Here is a 21,598-nt window from a genome sequence, read left to right as displayed (position 1 = left end):
TGTTTATTTTTAATTTTTTTTCAATTTTTATTTTATTATAATATTGATTTTTAGTATTTTAATTATTTTTATTGTCATTATTTTTCTATAATAAGCTCTATTTTTGTGTTATTTTATGTGTAATAAATTGCTGTATTTTTACGTGTTTTTTAGCTATATTTTTATATTAAATTTAGGTGTTTTTAATGTTAATATTATCGTTTTTTTAGCTGTTTTGTTAAAAAAGTATTTTACTACCTTTGGGCAAACGCTGGATTTTATGCTAAAACGAATTAATTTTTATGTGTGTGTAAGTGTGATCTGTTTGTTGTTGACAGGTTTCACTTTTAAAGGAGAGGAAAAGGACGCCAAAGTAAAGCGTGTTATTGATGGCGATACCTTTGTCATTGAAAATGGAACCCCAAAAGGGGATAAAGTTAGGTTGATAGGGGTAGATGCTCCGGAAACGAGACGTACTGCGCGGAAGGAAATCGGGTACTATGGTCAAGAAGCAAAGCAGTATTTAACGGCGATGTTAAACGGGAAAAGTGTGAAGTTGGTCTTTGATGTTGGAAAACGGGATCGGTATGGAAGACTTCTTGCCTATGTGTATGTTGGAAAGAGATTTATCAATCGGGATTTGGTTGAACAAGGGTATGCAGTATCCTATACGCTGGCACCAAATGTACAATATGCAGAATTATTTGTAAAATTGGAGCGTCAGGCTCGTCAGGAGAAACGTGGCCTTTGGAGATAAATGAAATTTGAATCATGATTTTTGTTTTATTAAGTGTCATCTGCAGCGTCACTGTTGCTGTTTTATTAAAATTGGCAAAACAAAATGGAGTCGAAACCAAACAGGTTATCGTTTGGAATTACCCCATGGCAGTTGCACTGACCTATTTTGTATTACAACCAGATCTAAAATCGCTGGTATGGGATGCTATGCCGGTGACGTTGTATACGAGCCTGGCGATATTACTTCCTGGAATGTTTGTTTTTATTGCTTTGTCCATTCGCTATAGCGGTCTGGTCAAGACAGAGATTGCACAGCGCCTATCGTTGTTTATTCCTTTGCTTGCATCATTTTTCTTTTTTCATGAAAAAATGGAAGGACACAAGATGCTGGGAATAGCTCTTGGCTTATTGGCCATCCTCTGTTCTATTGGTTGGCAAAAGAATCTGTATGTTAGTTCGGCAGATAGTCGTTATAAAACGCTTTACCCGTTATTGGTATTTATCGGTATGGGCATAATTGATATCCTCTTCAAACAAGTCGCCTTGCATGTCGATATACCTTATATCAGTTCCCTATTTATTATCTTTGTGATGGCGATGTGTATTGCAATGGTGCTATTGCTGTATTTCCTTTTTGTGGAAAAACAACGTTTTTCAAGGCAAGCTATGGGCTATGGATTGGTTTTGGGTGTATTTAACTTCTGTAACGTCCTATTCTATATGAAAGCGCATCGTGCGCTACCAGAAAATCCATCAGTTGTATTTACGGGGATGAACATTGGCGTGATTTCATTGGGTGCATTAATCGGCGTCTTATTTTTTAAGGAAAGGCTATCGTTGTTGAATTATCTGGGTATAGCGCTTTCTATTGTTTCAGTTTTAATCATAGCATATCAATGAGTTTATTTGAAGATACTTACCGGACTATTGCTGCAAAATACGAGGGAATTTTTAGGGATAAGGGCAGTAAGTTTATTGTTTATGCTTTTCCTTTTAAATCCGAAGATCAATTAAAAGATCTAATTTTGGAAGTGAAGGCGATTCACCCGAAAGCGAGGCATCATTGTTGGGCCTATCGCCTCACACCTGATCGTGCGGTCTTTCGTGTGAATGATGATGGAGAACCTTCGGGGACTGCAGGACGGCCTATTTTAAACGTTCTCCTATCTTTGGATGTCACCAACGTTATCGTCATTGTCGTTCGTTATTTCGGTGGTACTTTGTTGGGGGTTCCAGGCTTGATTAATGCCTACAAATCGGCAACCCAAGATGCTTTGACCCAAGCCGAAATTATCGAGCGTACAGTGAATGACCATTATAGTATTACCTTTGATTACCTGCATATGAATGATATTATGCGGATCATAAAGGAAGAGGGCGTGGAAATTGAAAAGCAAGAGTTTGATAATCAGTGTTATTTGGAGTTTGAAGTCCGAAAAATGCAGGTCAATCGCATTGTGGATCGGTTTTCCAAAATAGAAGGTTGTCAGTTAAGCTATTTGTATACAATATGATCAACGCATCGGAATTGATTTTAAATGCAGATGGAAGTATATACCATCTGAATTTATTGCCGGAAGATCTGGCAGGTACAGTAATTACAGTTGGCGATCCAGACCGTGTAGCCAAAGTATCGAAGTACTTTGACCGTATCGAGCTCAAAAAAGGGAAGCGTGAGTTTATTACGCATACCGGCTATCTGGGAAATAAACGGTTGACGGTAATCTCAACAGGTATAGGTACTGATAATATTGACATTGTGTTGAATGAATTGGATGCGCTGGCAAATATTGATTTTGCCAATAGAACAGTAAAGTCGACGCTCAGCTCATTGCATATTGTACGCATTGGAACTTCTGGAGCAGTACAACAAGATGTCGAGATGGGAACTATTTTAGCCTCTGCTTATGGAGTAGGTCTTGATGCATTGATGAACTACTATCAGGGATCTTACGACGGCGAGGAACAGGCGCTTCAGGTAGAACTAGCCAAATATTTCTCCGCATTAAACCTAAACCCCTACGTTGCGAAAGCTGGTACAGGCCTTCTGGATCGAATTGCCTTTGATTTACCGAAGGGAGTTACGTTAACTGCGCCCGGATTTTATGCTCCGCAGGGAAGGACTGTCCGCTCCACGAACACGATTCCTAATTTTATAGATTTGATCAACTCCTTTCAATATAAAGGTCAGCGCTTCACTAACCTGGAAATGGAAACAGCTGGTATTTATGCGTTGGCTAACATGTTTGGACATCAAGCTTTATCCATCAATGCGATCTTGGCAAGTCGGGTAGATGGCCGGTTTTCTTCCGCACCTGAAGAAGTTGTTGATAAGGCCATACAGCTCGTTTTGGAACGCATTTAACAATTTTTCTGCGTCATGCAGAGGCGATGATAGTCTTTCTCAATGATGCGGTAAAAGAGTTGAAAAGAATTAAATATTGATTCAAATAGAAAAGGAGTTGTTTTTAGACAACTCCTTTTCTATTTGAATCAAATTTAAGCATGATGAACAGTAAAATGGTGAAACTCCACAAGGATGAACCACCATAACTAATAAAAGGCAGCGGAATCCCGATAACCGGAACAATACCGATGGTCATACCGATATTGATAAATAAGTGAAAAAAGAGAATGGACGCTACACCGTATGCATATATCCTGGCGAAGGCTGAACGCTGTCGTTCGGCTATATGAATAATGCGAAGCAGTAGGGTGAGATAGATAAGTAATAAGGTAACCGATCCAACAAATCCCCATTCTTCTCCAACGGTGCAGAAAATAAAGTCCGTGCTCTGCTCAGGTACAAAGTTGTATTTTGTTTGCGTTCCCTGCAGGTAACCCTTGCCTAGGAGCTGCCCTGATCCAATTGCAATCTTCGACTGATTCAAATTATATCCTTTTCCTTTGGGGTCTTCCATTTTACCCAGGATAATGTCAATACGGTCACGTTGATGGGGCTGTAGCACATGCTCATATACCAGGTCCACACAGAGAATAAATACAGCGCAGGCTGCAAAAAGTATACTTAGATTGATAATGTATTTTCTTCTCTTGCGGTAGTTCCACATGACAAGGCCAATAAGCAATGCTAAAATCAAGATAAGTATCCAAGGATTAACCAATAAAGAAAGGACAAAAAGCAAAATGCAGAGCCCGCCAAATATAAGCAGTTCATTATTTACATAACCCTCGCGGTAGAATACGAAAATCAACGAAAAGAATGCAAGGGCAGATCCCGTATCAGGCTGTAACATAACCAAAAATACAGGAAACAAGACAATACCGGCTCCCATGGCCAGTGTTTGCATGGTCGGAGCTTTATTACTCTGAGAACTTAAAAAGTTAGCCAAGAGCAGGCAGGTTGAAAGTTTAGCAAATTCTGAAGGCTGTAAGCGGAAAAAACCCAGGTCAATCCAGGCTTGGTTTCCGCCGACATTTCGCCCTACCACGAGCACGATGACAAGCAATACAGCCGTTATACCATAAAATATCGGTGAGGCGGAACTGAAAAATTTCGCGTCTATGATCAGAATGGATACCCCTAGAATAATTGCGGAAACAAGATACAACGATTGTTTTCCATAATTGGTCCCTAAGGTAAAGAAATTGGGCATTTCAGGATTAAACACCGCTGCACGGATATTGAATAAGCCAATTAAGCATAGCGCAAGCCAAAGCGTGATGGTTAGCCAGTCTATCTTTCCAAAGAAACTCGTTTTTTGATTATTCATATCTTCTCTTTATCTCGCTATGGTGAACAATTGTTTCCTTTGGTTTTGTTAAAGCCGCCAGCTGGCGTTTTGATTTTAACGTGTCGGTTTTCGACTTGACTGAGTCTGTCTTTTTTACATCTTTAGTCTTTGGATCCACAACTTTTTTGGGTGCAGGAAGAAAATTCGCTTTATAAATGCGATCCTGAATATATTTTGGTGCAGTTATCGTGTCTTTGAGGTACTTCTCAACCATCATACTTGCGATAGGTCCTGCCCAGGTACCACCGTAACCCGCGTTTTCAACAAAGACAGCAATGGCAATTTTGGGGTTCTCTCGCGGTGCAAAAGCAAAGAAAACGGCATGGTTTTCACCATGAGGGTTTTGCGCTGTACCTGTTTTTCCGCACATTTCAATGCCCGGGATACGATTGGCCCAAGCGGTACCTTCGGGTGTATTAACAGCATCACTCATCCCTTGGATAACAACAGGATAATACCGTTCATCCACTCCGGCACTGACTTTTTCGGTAAATTCCTTCTTGGCAATTTTCTGTGCACCAATACCTTTAATCAAATGAGGTCTGTAATAAAAGCCTTTGTTGGCAACGATAGCCATAATGTTGGCCATTTGCAACGGTGTTATTCCCATTTCCCCTTGCCCAATAGATAAGGAGATATTGAAACTTGAACGCCATTTATCGTTACCGTATCGTTTGGTATAAAAATCCGATGTCGGTAGTAAACCCGGTTTTTCACCCGGTAGATCAATGCCTAGTTTATGACCAATTCCAAACTGTGTCACGGCATTACGCCATAGATCGTAGGCCTTAGGTCCCGAAAGCCCACGTCCATCGATCATCTTAGCATAGGTAAATCCATAATAGGTATTGCATGATACGGCTACAGAGCGCTGTAATGTGGTTGATCCATGATAGTGCGTACAGCCCATCCAGCCGCGTCCACCACCATAGCTATATCCATGTGGGCAGAAAAATACCGTATTGCGGTCAATAACACCTGCCTGTTGCGCCGTCAATGCTGAAACAACCTTAAATACAGAGCCTGGGGGGTAAGAGGCTTGAATAGGGCGGTTAAAAAGTGGTTTGGTTTCGTCTTTCAATAATTTCATATAATTATTGCCGGACTGCCTGCCGACCATCATGTTGGGGTTGTAACTCGGGCTACTGACATAGGCCAAGATTTCACCCGTTGCAGGCTCAATGGCGACAATGGATCCCAATTTATTTTTCATGAGGTTCTCCCCAAGAATCTGAAGGTCTTTATCCAAAGAGGAAACCAGTCCTTCCCCTGCAACAGCAAGTGTGTCGTATTTCCCCTCCATAAACACCCCTTTTGGACGGTTCAGGGCATCAACCATTAAGTTGTTGACACCGCGCTTCCCGCGAATAAGATCTTCATAAGAACGTTCTACTCCACTGCGACCAATGTAGTCACCACTGCGATAAAACCCATTGGAGCGTTCAATATCTTTATCATTTACCTCACTTACATAACCCAAAAATTGAGCTGCGATGCTGTCGGGATAACTTCTGATCGTTCTTTTTTGGACATAGAAGCCGCGAAATTGATATTGGTATTCCTGATATTGAGCCCATGTCCGTACAGAAAGCTGTTTTTCAAAAATAGATGCACGGTAAGGCGAGTGTACTCTTGCCTTTTCCATCCGTTTGATAAAGCCCTCCTTGTCAATGTCTATCAATTTGCAAAACAAAGCAGTGTCGATTTCTTTCACCTCACGTGGAGTAACCATGAGGTCATATACCGGTTCGTTCTGAACCAGGACCTTTCCCTTTCGATCCAATATAACCCCTCTTGCAGGATAAACGATGACCTTGCGCATCACATTGCTGTTTGCGGAATGTATATAGGAATCGTCTATGATCTGTAAATAAAATAAGCGTGCCACCAAGGTCAGGGTGATGGCAATAAAGATTCCCGAAACGACGTACTTACGCGCAAAAAAACTGTTCATAGAAATGAATTTCTATCCATCGATCTACTACAACCGATCTTTCTTTTTGTAGAATAATATGCTAAATAATAGCATGATAATTACTGTAAATATACAACTTAAAACGATACTCAATAAGGTGTATTGGATGTGCTGGAAGGAAAAAGATTCCAGTAGATACAAAAATGTATGATGAATCAATGTTCCGAAAAAGATGTAGGAAAAGAACCAGCGAATATTCATGAATCCCAGCATCGGGGTAAAGAAAGATTCGCGTTCTTCAACTTCGAGCGTAATTTTCATGAAGAAAATACGGAAGGCTGCTAAGGCAACACAGGCTGCGGTATTGACACCAAGGGTATCATAAAACGAATCTACAGTAAGTCCAGTTAGAAAGGCAATCAAATACACCAGGAAATTGGGTGTTCCTGTCGGAAGTAAAAAAATAAATAAAATATAAGGAAATGCAGCGACCAGATTGTAATAACCGATATTTTGAAATAGGAAAACTTGCATTCCTATCAAAACGATAAATCGAATAATATTAAATATTAAAATCCTAGCCATTGTCCTTTGTCGATTCTTCTAGTGTCTTTAATTCTTTGTTTAACAGGTCTTTTACAACGTAGACATGTTGCAAGTTGGAGAAATTGGTACTCAATAATAGCCTAAGATCCAAAAAAGCATCTCCTGAAGAAATCCCCGTCTGAATGACCGTTCCTACAAAAATTCCTTTTGGAAAATGTCCTGAATATCCTGAGGTGTACACTTTATCTCCTTTGTTGACTTTGATATGGTTTGGAATTTCCTTGACCATTGCCGCGCGGTAATCTATGCTATTGCCCCATACCAACGAGCCGAAGACCTCGGTGTGGCCTAATGTTACGGATATACGCGTATCGGGATGCAATAGGGATTGCACTGTCGAGAAGTTGGGGGAGACATTCAATACGATACCAACTACTCCGTTGGGAGCGATAACACCCATACCTCGCTCTATACCATCTTTACTGCCTTTATCGAGTGTGATCGTATTTGCCTTTTGGTGAATGCTATTGTTGATGACATTCGCAATAATAAATTCGTAACGCCCAAACTCACTGCTATCGATTGCCGGGACAGGACCGATCTTGATGCTGTCTGTTGATCGATAGGCTTGTAAGTCCTTTCTCAGTTGTGCATTTTCCTTTGCAAGTGCATCGTTGGTCTCCCCGAGGTGCAGGTAGCTTTTCCAGGAATTGACCTTTGCATACAGGCCTCCGATGATACTATTTGAAGAATTTAAAACAGAATTACGTTGGAAAGAATTGTTGGTGATCACCAAAAATAACGAGAATCCAAAAAATAGGATAAACCAGAAGAATGCATTATATCGTCTCAGGAATAACCAAAGGTTTCTCATTTTTTAATGTGGGTATTTAATAAGCAAGCGATATAATAGTTTTGCATATTATATCGCTCTTTAATAAAATATTGTTATTAATTATCGAACGTTATGATTGCATCAAGAATTTAAATCGTCCAATATTTTTAAGTGCAATACCAGTTCCTCTTACAACAGCACGTAATGGATCTTCAGCAATATGCACTGGAAGTTTAGTTTTCGCTTGTATACGACGGTCCAAACCACGCAATAAGGCACCACCACCGGTAAGATAGATACCTGTTTGATAAATATCCGCTGATAATTCTGGTGGAGTGATTTCAAGTGCTTTTAAGATCGCTTCCTCAATTTTTGATATGGACTTATCCAGACAATGCGCTATTTCGGTATAAGAAACAGTAATTTGCTTAGGAACACCCGTCATCAAATCACGACCTTGAACGGCGAAATCTGCTGGTGGTTCCTGTAACTCAGGAAGAGCCGCACCAACTTCAATTTTGATTTTTTCAGCCGTACGTTCACCGATCATGATATTATGTTGTCTTCTGATGTATTGAACGATGTCTGAGTCGAAGTTATCACCTGCAACACGAATAGATTGGTCACACACAATACCCGATAAAGCGATGACAGCAATTTCAGTGGTACCACCACCGATATCGATAATCATATTACCCATTGGTTCTTCCACATCAATTCCGATGCCGACAGCAGCAGCCATGGGTTCATGAATTAAGTAGACTTCTTTCGCACCAGCAATTTCCGCTGAATCGCGTACAGCTCTTTTCTCTACTTCCGTAATACCGGAAGGAATACAAACAACCATACGTAGGGAAGGGAAAAACCAGCTCTTACCATTGTTTACCAATTTGACCATACCTCTGATCAAGTGTTCAGCTGCCGTAAAATCAGCGATTACTCCATCACGTAAAGGACGTACTGTCTTTATATTATCGTGTGTTTTACCTTCCATTTGCATGGCCTGGCGACCAATGGCGATCACTTTGTTTGTGGTGCGGTCAAATGCAACAATAGAAGGTTCATCCACTACTACTTTGTCATTATGAATTATTAGGGTATTTGCAGTACCCAAGTCAATCGCAACTTCTTGCGTAAACCAATTAAATAAGCCCATCTGCTAATCCTTAAGCTATTTTAAAATAATATGCAAACCTACACAAAAAAAATTAATCTTTTTGAGGTTATACATCAAAAAAAACTATATTCTGAAAGTAAATTCTATCTGGAAAAAACTGTCTTTAAATTTAACGAATATAATCTGTAATTCTTACGTCCCGGCTGAAGTTATTTTTAATTGGACGCCGTGTTAAATTAAGAAATAAGTGGGTGTTTTTTAAATCATGGAGCACAAGGAGCAAGAATCCAAAAGTGAAAAGGTGGTTTTGAAAACTAGCTAAAGACTCAAATGCTATGAAGAGCTAATAAGCGAAGCCGTCACAACGTTTTAGAAGCCTATTCAGTAGGTTAATATGGCGAAGAGAAACAGCTTCAGAAGGTTAATAAAGATAAAAGAAACAGCGGCATTATCGTTTGGGATAATGCCGCTGTAATATTGAACTATGCTGTTAAACTCCGATAGATTATTGGGCAGTTTCTGCTTGTTTTTCCTCTGGAGTTGGCTCATCATATTTGTGGAAGATCAAACGCACACCACTGTTTTTGGTGAAAAATTTGATCGACCAGTTGACGAATGTGATCAATTTATTTCTGAATCCATAGATGGACATCAAGTGGACAAACATCCATGTCATCCAGCCAAAGAATCCATTGAAATGGATTTTTCCCATGTCGACGACAGCTTTGTTACGACCTACCGTAGCCATGGATCCTTTATCAAAATAGTTGAATTTCTCTGTTGGTTGATTGGACATGGTTTGGAGAATGTGTTTTGCAACATATGCCCCTTGCTGTTGCGCTACCGGTGCAACACCAGGTAAGCCACGAGGAAGATCATCTGTGATAAATGCCGAAACATCACCAATAGCATAGACCCCTGGCATATCAATAACACGGCATTGATCATCTGTCTGTATACGGTTACCACGTTGGATAATCTCCTTTTTGAAACCATTCGGATATTGCCCAGCTACACCTGCTCCCCAGATAACAGTTTTTGTTTCAATGCTTCTGCCATCGGCGAAAGTAATTGAATTGCCATCATATCCAGTTACCTGAACATTCAATAATACTTCTACACCCAAATCTTTGAGGTACTTTTCTGAATCTTTAGAAGATTTTTCAGATAAGTTAGCCAATACTTTTGGAAGTCCTTCTACCAGGTAAACCGACATCTCAGATTTTTTCAATTCTGGATAATCTTTCTCAAGAACATTGTTTTTGATTTCTGCGATTGCTCCCGAAAGTTCTACACCTGTTGGACCGCCCCCAACAATGACAAAATTCAAATTAGCTTTACGATCAGCAGGGTTTTCTATCCGTACCGCTTCTTCAAGGTTCTGTAAAACATAGCTTCGAATATTTAATGCTTCTTGTATGTTTTTCATCGGCAAAGCATATTTTGTGATTTGCTGATTTCCGAAGAAGTTCGTGGTAGCACCTGTCGCAACAATTAAATAATCATAGTCAAAATCACCAACATCCGTTCTCACAATCTTAGCCTCATTGTCTACGCTTTTTACGTCGGCAAGTCTAAAATGAAAGTTGTCTTGGCCTTTGAACATTTTGCGAACAGGGAAGGAGATGGAGTCCGCTGAAAGAGTACCCGTGGCAACTTGGTACATCAATGGTTGAAAAGTATGAAAGTTATTTCTGTCCAGCAACAGAACTTCAACTTCCTTATTTTTAAGCTTTTTAGCAACTTCAATTCCTCCAAATCCAGCACCAATAATGATTACTCTTGGGAATTTTCTATTTGAACTATTGCTTGGCATATTTTTAATAGTTTGTTGTAAAAATTCGGTACAATCGAATTAAGCTGCAAATATCTTAAATTTTGGCTCAAAAAGCTAAAAAATATTTATTTATTATGCTGATATGTTGTGAATTTTATTGTAAAGAGGCTAATTCTTTCAATAATATGTTTTGTAGTTGTTTGATTTTTAGCCCTTTATAGTGTACATTGTACCCTTTGAAAAAAAACGATGTATAGTATCATCATTGTGTATAAAATACACAATGATGATACTATTGTAGCGCGCCTTTGATCTTGATTTTCATGCCGTTGTTGTTATTCTGTAGATACAGCTGACAGGCAAGTCGACTTTGATCATCGGCGTCCGGAAGCGTGTCCAGCATGTCGAGTTCTTGATCACTCGCTTGGGGAAGTGTATGCAGGCCTTCGACAACTTCGACATGGCAGGTAGCGCACAGCGCGATACCACCGCAAGTGGCCAATATTTCATAGTCGGATGCCTTTAAAATCTCCATGAGTGAAAGATTGATATCGGTCGGAACTTCCAGGATATTTTCGGCCCCATCCCGATCTATAACAGTGACTTGAATTAAATTATCGTCCATGGCTAGAAAGTATTTATACCGTTTACGGTGGTGTATTTGAATGTCAATTTTTGATCTGGATACACAAATTTGAACGCACTTTGGCACATTAGTGCAGCCTCATGGTATCCACAAAGGATGAGTTTCAGTTTACCTGGATAGGTGTTGATGTCCCCAATAGCATAGATCCGCTCGATATTGGTCGAGTAATCAAAAGTATTGACCGCTATCGCATTTTTATCGATATTTAATCCCCAATCTGCGATCGGACCAAGCTTCGGTGTAAGTCCATATAAAGGAATAAAATAGTCTGCATCTGTAGCAATGACTTCTTTTTCTTTATTTGTTGTTTCAACATGGGACAAATAGCCATTGCCATGGATATTGGTCAGATTGTGAGACAATAATAGGTTGATCTTACCCTGCTGGGCCAATTTGAATACTTTCTCCGCCGAGTCTGGGGCACCCCTGAAGGAGTCACTTCGGTGGATTAAAGTGACCTGTTGTGCAATATCTGCAAGATGGAAAGTCCAGTCGAGCGCGGAGTCACCGCCACCGGCAATGACGATTTTTTTATCCCGATATTTGGCGGGATCTTTAACCATATAATCGACCCCTTTTCCTTCAAAAAGATGAAGATTAGGGATTTCTGGCTTGCGCGGTTCAAAGCAACCTAATCCCCCGGCAATGACAATGACCTCTGTATGGACCATCGTATGATCATTGGTTTCTACGATAAAGGAACCATCCTCCTGTTTTGTTATATGTTCCACTCGCTCACCTAAGGTGAATGTGGGGTCAAAGGGTTTAATCTGTTCAAGCTGTTTATCGATCAATTCCTGCGCAGTGATACTTGGATAACCGGGAATGTCGTAGATAGGTTTATGGGGGTAGATCTCCGAAAGCTGACCGCCCACTTGGGGGAGTACATCAATCAAATGGCAACGCATTTTTAAAAGTCCAGCTTCAAAAACTGCGAATAGGCCAACAGGTCCTGCTCCGATGATACAGATATCCGTATTTATCATAGCTATTCTATATTTAAGTTGTTATATATTGTATTCAAAATCCTTGTAAAAGCTTCGAAATCTTCGTCTGCTAGATTTTCCCAGGCCTTCATGCGAATCTCCGTAACAAGCGGCGTGAGCGATGCTACTTTTAATTTTCCTTCTTCTGTCAAATGAAGGTAGAGACTTCGACGATCCGTTTCATCGGTGATCCGCTCGGCCAGATTTTTTTTAAGAAGGATATCAACGATACGTGTCAGTGTGGGCTGGTCTTTTCCGCAGCGCTTTGCCAGTTCTTTTTGCGAAAGTTGATCTGTTTCGTATAAAGCCTTTAAGATGGTCCATTGGTCTACAGTAATATCAAATCCTTTCTCCGCAAAAGAAGATTGGGCGAACTGTTTTACTTTCTTGGCCGTTTGGTCCAAGATGAAAGAGTAGCGGTCAAATTTTTCGTTTAGCATACAAATATTTAGTACAACAAATATATTTAAAATATTTAGTGTGACAAGTAATTTGAATGCAATAAAAAAGGGCGTTCGTTCGAACGCCCTTTTTTTATTTTATTAATATGAGCTATTATGGTCTTACGACTTCAGCTTTTTTAGCTGTATTACCTTCTGCTAAGTGTTTTCCTTTACGTAAGTCATATACGGAAGGTGCCGCTAAGATAATCGATGAATATGTACCTACGATAACACCGATTAAGATTGCGAATGAGAATCCACGGATAACTTCACCACCAAAGATAAACAATACAGCGAGAACAAACACGATTGTCAATGATGTGATGATTGTTCTACTTAAAGTAGAGTTGATCGCATGGTTTACGACATCGCCAAGATCTTCATTATGTGCATTTGGTTTCGATACGAATTCACGTAAACGGTCAAATACCACCACTGTATCATTCACCGAATAGGCAATTACAGTTAATATCGCCGCCACAAAGTGTTGGTCAATATCCAATGAGAATGGTACGATACCATCCAAAATAGAGAATAATCCCAATAAAATAATTGCATCGTGAATTGTTGCAATAGCTGCTCCAACCGAATATTCCCATTTGTGGAAACGGATTAAGATGTAGGCTGCAACAATGATGATAGAGAAAATTGCGGAACTTGTTGCTCTAGATTTGATGTCGGTCGCGATACTTGGTCCAACTTTTTGAGACGAAAGAATCTCATGTTTATTGGAAGCATCTACTTTCGATAGACCTTGGTTTAACTTGTCCAATACTTCTTTATCAGCAGCGTCCGAAGTTTCTTCAATATGGTAAGTTGTTGTAATACGCAATTGATTGGATGCACCAAAAACTTTTACCTCTGTCGTTTTCTTGAAGATATCATCCAAGTTTGTACGTACAGCTTCTAAGTCCACAGGTTTATCATAACGGACAGTATACGTACGACCACCTTGGAAATCCACACCTAAACTGAATCCTTTTGTGAAAATTGATGCCGCAGAAATTAACACCGCAACGATAGAAACCGCATAAAAGATCTTCCGTTTCTGAACGAATTTGAAGTTTGCGTTATGCAGGGTCTTTGCAGACCAAGGGAAAGAAACTTTGATTTTGAAATCTTTCGCCAACATCCATTCAAAGATAACGCGTGTAACTAAGATTGCAGTAAACAATGAAGTAATGATACCCACCATTAATGTTGTTGCGAAACCTAAAATTGGGCCGCTACCAAATAAGAAGAGGATAATACCAATTAAAAAGGTAGTGATCTGTGAATCGAGGATGGAAGGTAAAGCATGCTTGTAACCATCTGCAACAGCCTGACGGATCGATTTTCCTAAGCCCAGTTCTTCACGGATACGTTCATAAATCAAGACGTTCGCATCGACCGCTGTACCCATTGTTAATACGATACCCGCGATACCCGGTAAGGTGAGTACAGCATTTAAAGATGCCAATACCCCCATGATGATAAATACGTTTAATAATACGGCGATGTTTGCTACGATACCTGCCGTATTGTAGTAAGCGATCATAAAAATCATTACGACGATAATACCGATAACAGCAGAGTTTACACCGGCATCGATGGCAGCTTGACCTAAAGTAGGACCCACAACAGCTTCTTCAACAATTTTAGCAGTCGTTGGAAGACGACCTGCTTTCAATACGTTTGATAAATCTTTGGTGTCTTCTACTGTAAAAGATCCAGAGATCGATGAGCTACCATTTGGAATTTCACCGTTTACAGAAGGAGCCGAATAAACCACATTATCAAGAACGATAGCAATTGCATCTCTGTTTTGAGCGGCTTTTGCGGTAATTTTCTTCCATTGATGAGCACCTTCGCTGTTCATTTGCATACCAACTACGGGTTGATTTTTCTCATCAAAGTTAGCTGTTGCGTCAGTGATCACATCTCCTGTCAATACAGCACCATTGTCTTGTCCAGATCCTTTAATTGCATATAATGATAGTTGCTCAGGTGTTTTTTGCTCCGGTTTAACAGCCCATAAAAGCTTTAAGTTTCCTGGAAGAATTGATTTTACTTCAGGACGTTGTAGATAAGCATTTACTTTTGCCGTATCTTTTAATGAAGCAATACCAACCATGGAACCTGGCATAAGTGCCATTTGTTGATTTTCGCCCATATAAACTGCTGGACGTAATACTTCAAATAATGGATTCTTCTGACCTAGGTTTACAGCAGCACTATCTTTTTTCGCATCTTTTTTACCACCGGTTAGGTTAGATAATAAATCATCTGATTTTTTGCTTGTATCTGCAGCTGCATTTGCCGTAGCTGCTGGCGCAGCTTTTAACGTTGAAGCTAAAGTTTTGTCGATATTTTCTAATATTGGATAAACTTCCTGATTCGTATAGGTTTCATAAAATTCCAATTTAGCTGAACCTTGTAATAGGTTACGAACACGGCTTTCATCTTTCACACCAGGTAATTCGATCAAAATACGGTTTGTACCTTGTTGAATTTGAATGTTTGGAGATGCAACGCCAAATTTGTCGATACGCGTACGGAGTACTTTGTAGGAATTTTGGATGGCATTGTCTGCTTCTTTTTGAAGGAACGATTCAACTTTTGAGTCTGAATCACCGGGTTTAATTAAAGAAGCATTGTCTTTTGTTGAAAAGAATGTTGAAAGTGGCGTTGTCGCACCGATGGATTTGTATTCTTCCATAAATAAAGCAACGACTGTTTTTGCACTCGTTTTACTTTTTGCCACTGCTTGTTCCAACGCTTTGTTGAATTTCTCATCTTTAGGGTTATTAGCCAAATTGCGGATCAATTCGTCTAATGAGATCTCCATGGTTACGTTCATACCACCTTTCAAATCCAAACCCAAAGCGAGTTCATTTGCTTTGGCTTCCCGATAGGTGTATTTTGCAAAACCTAAATTGTACACTACTTCACCTGCCATTGAGTCGAGATAGCTCTTCTCTTTTGCCAAGTCTCCTTTGGCAAAATTCTCAGCATCTCGCTCCACTTTGCGGGTCACCCAAGTAAATGATAGGGAGTATAGACACGCTAATGACACCACTATCACTAAAAGTTTAATCAGCCCTTTACCTTGCATCGTCTGTTATAATTGTATTAATTTTAATGTTAAATACTGTTTATGTAATTGATAATTAGTTCTCGTTTAATCACATTTTACCAAGAATGGCAAAGGTATAAAATTTTTGTAGAATGAAAAGTTTTATTTATGCCAATTAGGTCAACAGCATAAAAATAGGAGAATTGAAGAAAAAAAGAAATATTAATTGATTTTATTTATAAAAAAAGGCCCTGCTCGAGTAATGAGAGGACCTTTTGTTGCTGTTTAGTTGCTTATATTATCTCAATGTATATTTGATACCGAAAGAGAATGTAGATGCGTCAAAATCAGAACCATGATTTAACGTCCAGTTTGGTTTCCAATCAGCATGAAGACCGATAGGAGCCGATGGAATTTTAAACTCAAGACCCAACTGCGGTCTCAACCCTACATACGTAATGTTATCTCCAGCGTCAACAAATGTCAATTGTGCACCAACACCAGCATACCAGCCTAATCCAGGAGCTCCACGGAACGGTCTAGCATGTTGCCAGTCAGCACCTACAGCGACGACGTGGTCATCAAACATTACCTGCGCCTGACCATTGTTTGCGCCGCCCATAGATTGTTTGTATTGAATCCCCCAAAGGTCTCCAATTGATCCGTCGAAAACTACACCGATTGCAGCACGTTGTGGAGACTGAGCTTTTACTTCCTGTGCGCCAAATGCTAATGCTGCGACAGCAGCTAATGAGAGTAATGTCTTTTTCATAATTATCTTATCTTTATATTTTCATTAATTAAAATAACTTTTCATGTTACACAAAAGCAAATAGCTTGCCAAAAAATGATGGTGCCTATGCGCTACCCGTTATGAACGCTTAATTCATAACGGTTCTAATTTGTCTTCCGATTGTAATTTGTATCTTTTATTTTTTATTATTGCTTATTTTTCTTAAATTTGCCTGGCAAATAGAAAACCCAATACATATTTGCCATGCAATTAGATCCACAAAAATTCGTAGCAGAAGGTCTCACTTACGACGACGTCTTATTAATTCCAGCTTATTCTGAAATTTTACCCCGTGACGTTGATACGAGCACTTCGCTAACAAAAAAAATCAAATTAAATATTCCATTGGTTTCTGCAGCAATGGATACGGTAACCGGTGCTGATTTGGCGATTGCGATTGCACAAGCTGGCGGTATTGGTATGTTACATAAGAACATGACTATTGCAGAACAAGCTGCTGAAGTACGTAAAGTAAAACGCTCTGAGAGCGGTATGATTCAGGATCCAGTTACGTTATTGGCAACAGCAACGGTGGGTGATGCCTTCAATATTATGAAGGAGCACAAGATTGGTGGAATTCCTGTTGTTAACGAAAGGGGCCAATTGGTCGGTATTGTAACGAATCGTGATCTTCGTTTCCAAAAAGATATGAGCCGTCCCATCAATGAATTGATGACCAAGGAAAATCTTGTGGTTGCTCCTGAAGGAACGGATTTGGTGAAAGCGGAAGAAATTCTTCAAAACGAAAAAATCGAAAAACTTCCAGTAGTCAATGAAGAAGGTATTTTGAAAGGCTTGATTACCTTTAAAGATATACAAAAATATAAGCATTACCCCAATGCGGCCAAAGATAGCCATGGCCGTTTATTGGTGGGTGCTGCAGTAGGCGTTACACCCGATACCCTTGACCGCGTAGAGGCTTTGGTGAAAGCAGGTGTGGATGTGGTTACAATCGATACGGCACATGGGCATTCTAAAGGAGTAATCGATAAGTTGAAATTGGTGAAATCTCATTTCCCTGAGCTGCAGGTAATCGTTGGAAATATTGCGACAGGTGCAGCAGCAACAGCTTTGGCTGAGGCAGGTGCTGATGCTGTAAAAGTAGGTATCGGACCGGGCTCTATCTGTACAACCCGTATTATTGCTGGTGTCGGTGTTCCTCAGCTTTATGCCGTATATGAAGTTGCCAAAGCCCTTAAAGGAACTGGTGTGCCCTTGATCGCAGATGGAGGTATCAAACAGACAGGTGATATTGCAAAAGCAATCGCAGCTGGAGCAAGCACAATTATGGCTGGTTCTTTGTTCGCTGGCGTAGAAGAAGCTCCAGGCGAAACAATTATCTACGAAGGACGTAAGTTTAAATCTTACCGCGGTATGGGTTCGATCGAAGCCATGGAAAAAGGATCTAAAGATCGTTATTTCCAAGACGTAGAAGATGATATCAAAAAATTGGTTCCTGAAGGTATTGTGGGACGTGTTCCATATAAAGGTACATTGGCTGAGGTTGTTTATCAATACATTGGCGGATTACGCGCTTCTATGGGCTACTGTGGTGCTGCTACAATCGAAAGGTTACAGGAAGCACAATTTGTCCGTATTACAGGAGCAGGGCTGAGAGAGTCCCATCCACATAATATTTCCATTACGAAAGAAGCACCAAATTATAACAGCAGAGGCTAGATATTGCTTGGAGCATATAAAAACCGATAATCTTGATTGTCGGTTTTTTTTGTGTAAAAATATTAGCAAAATAGCCTCAGTGATCAACAGGAAATTTGTACTTTTATACCCTATTCTCAGGTTTTAAAATTTAAGGAGTTAATTTGGATTATTTAGCGGGTTTAAACCCTTCACAACGAGGAGCCGTAGAGCAAACAGAAGGTCCTGTGATGATTGTTGCGGGAGCTGGTTCAGGAAAAACACGGGTCATTACCTATCGTGTCGCACACTTGATTCAAAAAGGTGTTGATCCATTCAATATCTTGGTATTGACATTTACCAACAAGGCAGCTAAAGAGATGCGCGCGCGTATCGTTTCTGTTGTTGGGAGCGAAGCGAAAAATATTTGGATGGGAACATTCCACTCGGTATTTGCAAAAATACTCCGTGTAGAAGCTGAACTGATCGGATATCCCAGGAACTTTACCATCTACGATACCGACGATACCAAAAGTTTATTACGTGCCATTTTAAAGGAAATGAATCTCGATGATAAGCTGTATAATGTCAATCATGTGTACGGACGTATTTCACAGGCAAAAAACAACCTGATCTCACCGCAGGAATATAATAAGAATGAAGCGATTTTGGCCGAAGATATTTCCAATGGACGTGGTCAACTGGGACAGATTTATATGACCTATGCACAGCGCTGTTACCGTGCAGGGGCAATGGATTTCGACGATCTGTTGTTTAAAACAAATGTCTTGTTAAATAAACATCCAGAGGTACTGCATAAGTACCAGCATCAATTTCGGTACCTAATGGTCGATGAGTACCAGGATACCAACTTCTCGCAATACCTTATTGTCAAACGCCTGGCAGCCGTCAATGAAAATATCTGTGTGGTTGGGGATGACGCACAGTCTATCTATGCATTTCGTGGGGCAAATATTCAGAATATCCTCAATTTCCAAAAGGATTATCCGGATGTGAAGATCTTTAAACTGGAGCAGAATTATCGATCTACGAAGATGATCGTGAATGCGGCCAATTCGGTGATTGCCAATAATCAGAATCAATTGGAGAAAAATGTTTTCTCGGATAATGAAGAGGGCGAAAAAATCAGGGTTTCACGTGCTTTCTCGGACAATGAGGAAGGTAAGATCGTGGCCGACCAAATCATTGAAGAGAAATCGTTAAAAGGGCTTAATTATAAGGATTTTGCTATTCTGTATCGTACCAATGCCCAGTCCAGGGCTATGGAGGAGGCCTTACGCAAAATCAATATCCCTTATAAAATTTATGGTGGTACTTCTTTCTATCAACGGAAAGAAATTAAAGATCTGATCGCGTATTTCAGACTAACCTTCAACCCGAATGATGAGGAAGCACTCAAGCGTGTGATCAATTACCCGCGTAGAGGGATAGGGGATACGACAATCGAGAAGATCATGATCGCTGCAGATCAGAATCAGTACCGTATATGGGATGTTGTTGCAAATGCAGCCCAGTTTCTAGACGGGCGTAGCGCAACGTCTGTCGGTGGTTTTGCACAGATGATACAGAGTTTTCAGGCCCTGGCCAAAAACAATAACGCATTTGATACCGCAATGCATATTGCGCAGCACTGCGGTATTCTGAAAGAATTGTACGAAGACAAATCGGTAGAGGGGTTGGCACGTTACGAAAATATCCAGGAACTCCTCAATGGTATCAAGGAATTTTCGGAACGGGAAGATATCGAAGAACGTGGACTTGATGTCTATATGCAGGATATCGCCCTGTTGACAAACGACGATAATGATAAAGATCCAAATGCGGATACTGTATCATTGATGACCATCCACTCTTCCAAAGGCTTGGAATTTCCGATTGTTTTTATTGTAGGCTTAGAAGAAAACCTATTTCCTTCCCAGTTGTCGTTGAATTCCAGGTCGGAACTGGAAGAGGAACGAAGACTTTTTTATGTTGCCGTTACGAGAGCTGAAAAAAAATTACTACTTTCGTATGCTACTTCGCGATATCGTTGGGGAACGCTGAATAATTGCGAACCCAGTCGCTTCTTGGATGAATTGAATCCGGCATGTCTTGCATTGGATTTTAAACCACGACAAACTTCTGCCTCAGCCGGAAGTTTTCAAGGCGAACGAATTGCATGGCAGCAAAAGGACAGTGATGATACGTTTTCTAAACCTAAGCCTAAGCCTATGGTTAAAACGACATCGATACTGCCGAAAGCCCACAAACCTACTGCGGGTTTTGCTCCTTCAGATACATCAAATCTTCAGGTCGGCATGGAAGTTGAACATGAACGCTTTGGATTTGGTAAAGTTGTTAATCTCGAAGGAAACAAAGGAGATATAAAAGCAACTATTTTCTTTAAGGAGTTGGGACAGAAACAATTGTTGCTTAAATTTGCAAAACTTAGAATAATTCAATAATAAAATACCAAAACGATATCTTGTTCGTTTAATTAGGTACTTATATTAGCTATATGAACTTTGACTACAACAGCACTAGACCAAAATTGATCCTTGCAGAATATGGTCGCAATGTGCAAAATATGGTAGATTACATCTGTACTTTACCCACAAAGGAAGAAAGAAATAAACATGCACAGATTGTAATCGATATGATGGGGGTATTGAACCCGCATTTGAGAGATGTGTCTGATTTTAAACATAAACTGTGGGATCACCTACAGATTATTTCTGATTTTAAATTGGATATCGATTCGCCTTATCCAATTGCTACAGCGAAAAGCGTGAAACACGAAGTTGAGCACCTAGGCTACCCGCAGCATTCCATTAGATTCAAGCACTATGGTTTTACCGTAGAGAAAATGATTGAAAAAGCGTTATTGGCCAATGATGAAGCCAAAAGAGAGCAGATGGTCATCGGTATCGCCAATTTTATGAAAATGGCTTACCTGACCTGGAATAAGGATTCTGTTTCAGACGAGTTGATCATTCAGGATCTAAAAGAGTTATCAGGTTATCAATTAACCTTACCAGAAGGTACGGTATTGACCAAGCTTGACTTTAAAACCCCGCCTCCGGGAAATCGCGTTAAAGGTCCGGCTAACAGTAATTCTGGCGGAAATAATAACAATAGCAATAACAATAATTCCGGTCACCAATCGAAGGGGGGAGGCAAGCCTCGTATGGCAAGTAACAATAACAATAATACGAAGCGCAATAATTACGGAAGCAACAACAACAGCTACGGAAGGGACAACAATAACAATAATAATTACGGAAGTAATAACAACAATAACAGAAACAGAAAACCTCAGGGTAATTATAATAATAAACGGGGCTAGTTCTTAAAGATTTGTTTAAAGAAGCAGGC

18 protein-coding genes are annotated in these 21,598 nt (G+C 40.0%); 7 read left to right on the top strand and 11 right to left on the bottom strand.

What is annotated here, in order from left to right; genetic code table 11:
• The first annotated feature begins 259 nt into the window (after positions 1-259).
• The 4 genes from AAW12_RS01295 to AAW12_RS01280 are packed head-to-tail and all read left to right on the top strand — an operon-like array spanning position 260 to position 3,082.
• Positions 260-736 carry a thermonuclease family protein gene (locus AAW12_RS01295; protein ID WP_084823036.1) on the top strand — a complete coding sequence of 159 codons (477 nt, stop codon included), beginning with the start codon at positions 260-262 and terminating at the stop codon, positions 734-736.
• Between the two features lie 14 nt (positions 737-750).
• Complete coding sequence (locus AAW12_RS01290; RefSeq protein WP_046671822.1) at positions 751-1,617, top strand: EamA family transporter; 867 nt, start codon at positions 751-753, stop codon at positions 1,615-1,617.
• Positions 1,614-2,231, top strand: coding sequence for an IMPACT family protein (locus AAW12_RS01285; protein WP_046671821.1), 618 nt, complete (start codon positions 1,614-1,616; stop codon positions 2,229-2,231). Before AAW12_RS01290 ends, AAW12_RS01285 begins: the two co-directional genes overlap by 4 nt.
• Positions 2,228-3,082 (top strand): nucleoside phosphorylase, encoded by an 855-nt coding sequence (locus tag AAW12_RS01280; protein WP_046671820.1) that lies wholly within the window; start codon positions 2,228-2,230, stop codon positions 3,080-3,082. Before AAW12_RS01285 ends, AAW12_RS01280 begins: the two co-directional genes overlap by 4 nt.
• 103 nt (positions 3,083-3,185) lie before the next feature.
• Here AAW12_RS01280 and rodA read toward each other — a convergent pair whose 3' ends face one another.
• The 11 genes from rodA to AAW12_RS01225 all read right to left on the bottom strand — a co-directional run bounded on the left by rodA (position 3,186) and on the right by AAW12_RS01225 (position 16,564).
• The gene (gene rodA, locus AAW12_RS01275; protein WP_046671819.1) at positions 3,186-4,451 is read right to left on the bottom strand and encodes a rod shape-determining protein RodA; all 1,266 of its coding nucleotides are present in this window, start codon (positions 4,449-4,451) and stop codon (positions 3,186-3,188) included.
• A complete protein-coding gene (gene mrdA, locus AAW12_RS01270; protein ID WP_046671818.1) occupies positions 4,444-6,426 on the bottom strand; it encodes a penicillin-binding protein 2 in 1,983 nt (660 codons plus the stop codon). Before mrdA ends, rodA begins: the two co-directional genes overlap by 8 nt.
• A gap of 27 nt (positions 6,427-6,453) precedes the next feature.
• Positions 6,454-6,921: a rod shape-determining protein MreD gene (locus AAW12_RS01265; RefSeq protein ID WP_231585175.1), complete on the bottom strand. Its 468-nt coding sequence runs from the start codon at positions 6,919-6,921 to the stop codon at positions 6,454-6,456.
• A gap of 43 nt (positions 6,922-6,964) precedes the next feature.
• Positions 6,965-7,807, bottom strand: a complete 843-nt coding sequence (gene mreC, locus AAW12_RS01260) for a rod shape-determining protein MreC (protein ID WP_046671816.1) — start codon at positions 7,805-7,807, stop codon at positions 6,965-6,967.
• Positions 7,808-7,898: 91 nt separating this feature from the next.
• Positions 7,899-8,924, bottom strand: coding sequence for a rod shape-determining protein (locus AAW12_RS01255; RefSeq protein WP_046671815.1), 1,026 nt, complete (start codon positions 8,922-8,924; stop codon positions 7,899-7,901).
• Positions 8,925-9,390: 466 nt separating this feature from the next.
• Positions 9,391-10,701, bottom strand: a complete 1,311-nt coding sequence (locus tag AAW12_RS01250; RefSeq protein WP_046671814.1) for an NAD(P)/FAD-dependent oxidoreductase — start codon at positions 10,699-10,701, stop codon at positions 9,391-9,393.
• Positions 10,702-10,954: 253 nt separating this feature from the next.
• The gene (locus tag AAW12_RS01245) at positions 10,955-11,287 is read right to left on the bottom strand and encodes a 2Fe-2S iron-sulfur cluster-binding protein (RefSeq protein ID WP_046671813.1); all 333 of its coding nucleotides are present in this window, start codon (positions 11,285-11,287) and stop codon (positions 10,955-10,957) included.
• 2 nt (positions 11,288-11,289) lie between these two features.
• Positions 11,290-12,294, bottom strand: coding sequence for an NAD(P)/FAD-dependent oxidoreductase (locus tag AAW12_RS01240; protein ID WP_046671812.1), 1,005 nt, complete (start codon positions 12,292-12,294; stop codon positions 11,290-11,292).
• Between the two features lie 2 nt (positions 12,295-12,296).
• Positions 12,297-12,734, bottom strand: a complete 438-nt coding sequence (locus AAW12_RS01235; protein WP_046671811.1) for a MarR family winged helix-turn-helix transcriptional regulator — start codon at positions 12,732-12,734, stop codon at positions 12,297-12,299.
• Between the two features lie 115 nt (positions 12,735-12,849).
• On the bottom strand, positions 12,850-15,831 hold the full coding sequence (gene secDF, locus AAW12_RS01230; protein ID WP_046671810.1) for a protein translocase subunit SecDF: 2,982 nt from the start codon (positions 15,829-15,831) through the stop codon (positions 12,850-12,852).
• 259 nt (positions 15,832-16,090) lie between these two features.
• Positions 16,091-16,564 carry a hypothetical protein gene (locus tag AAW12_RS01225; RefSeq protein ID WP_046671809.1) on the bottom strand — a complete coding sequence of 158 codons (474 nt, stop codon included), beginning with the start codon at positions 16,562-16,564 and terminating at the stop codon, positions 16,091-16,093.
• 225 nt (positions 16,565-16,789) lie between these two features.
• Here AAW12_RS01225 and guaB point away from each other — a divergent pair, with 225 nt between their 5' ends.
• The 3 genes from guaB to AAW12_RS01210 all read left to right on the top strand — a co-directional run bounded on the left by guaB (position 16,790) and on the right by AAW12_RS01210 (position 21,569).
• Entirely contained in the window at positions 16,790-18,265 is a 1,476-nt protein-coding gene (gene guaB, locus AAW12_RS01220) for an IMP dehydrogenase (RefSeq protein ID WP_046671808.1), read from the top strand.
• Positions 18,266-18,408: 143 nt separating this feature from the next.
• Entirely contained in the window at positions 18,409-20,688 is a 2,280-nt protein-coding gene (locus AAW12_RS01215) for an ATP-dependent helicase (RefSeq protein WP_046671807.1), read from the top strand.
• Positions 20,689-20,741: 53 nt separating this feature from the next.
• Positions 20,742-21,569 carry a DUF4290 domain-containing protein gene (locus AAW12_RS01210; RefSeq protein ID WP_046671806.1) on the top strand — a complete coding sequence of 276 codons (828 nt, stop codon included), beginning with the start codon at positions 20,742-20,744 and terminating at the stop codon, positions 21,567-21,569.
• Positions 21,570-21,598: the final 29 nt, after the last annotated feature.

It is taken from the genome of Sphingobacterium sp. Ag1, assembly GCF_000988325.1.
Classification (GTDB): domain Bacteria; phylum Bacteroidota; class Bacteroidia; order Sphingobacteriales; family Sphingobacteriaceae; genus Sphingobacterium.
The sequence above is the reverse complement of the archived record's forward strand: the minus strand, read 5'-3'. Positions and strand labels throughout refer to the sequence as shown.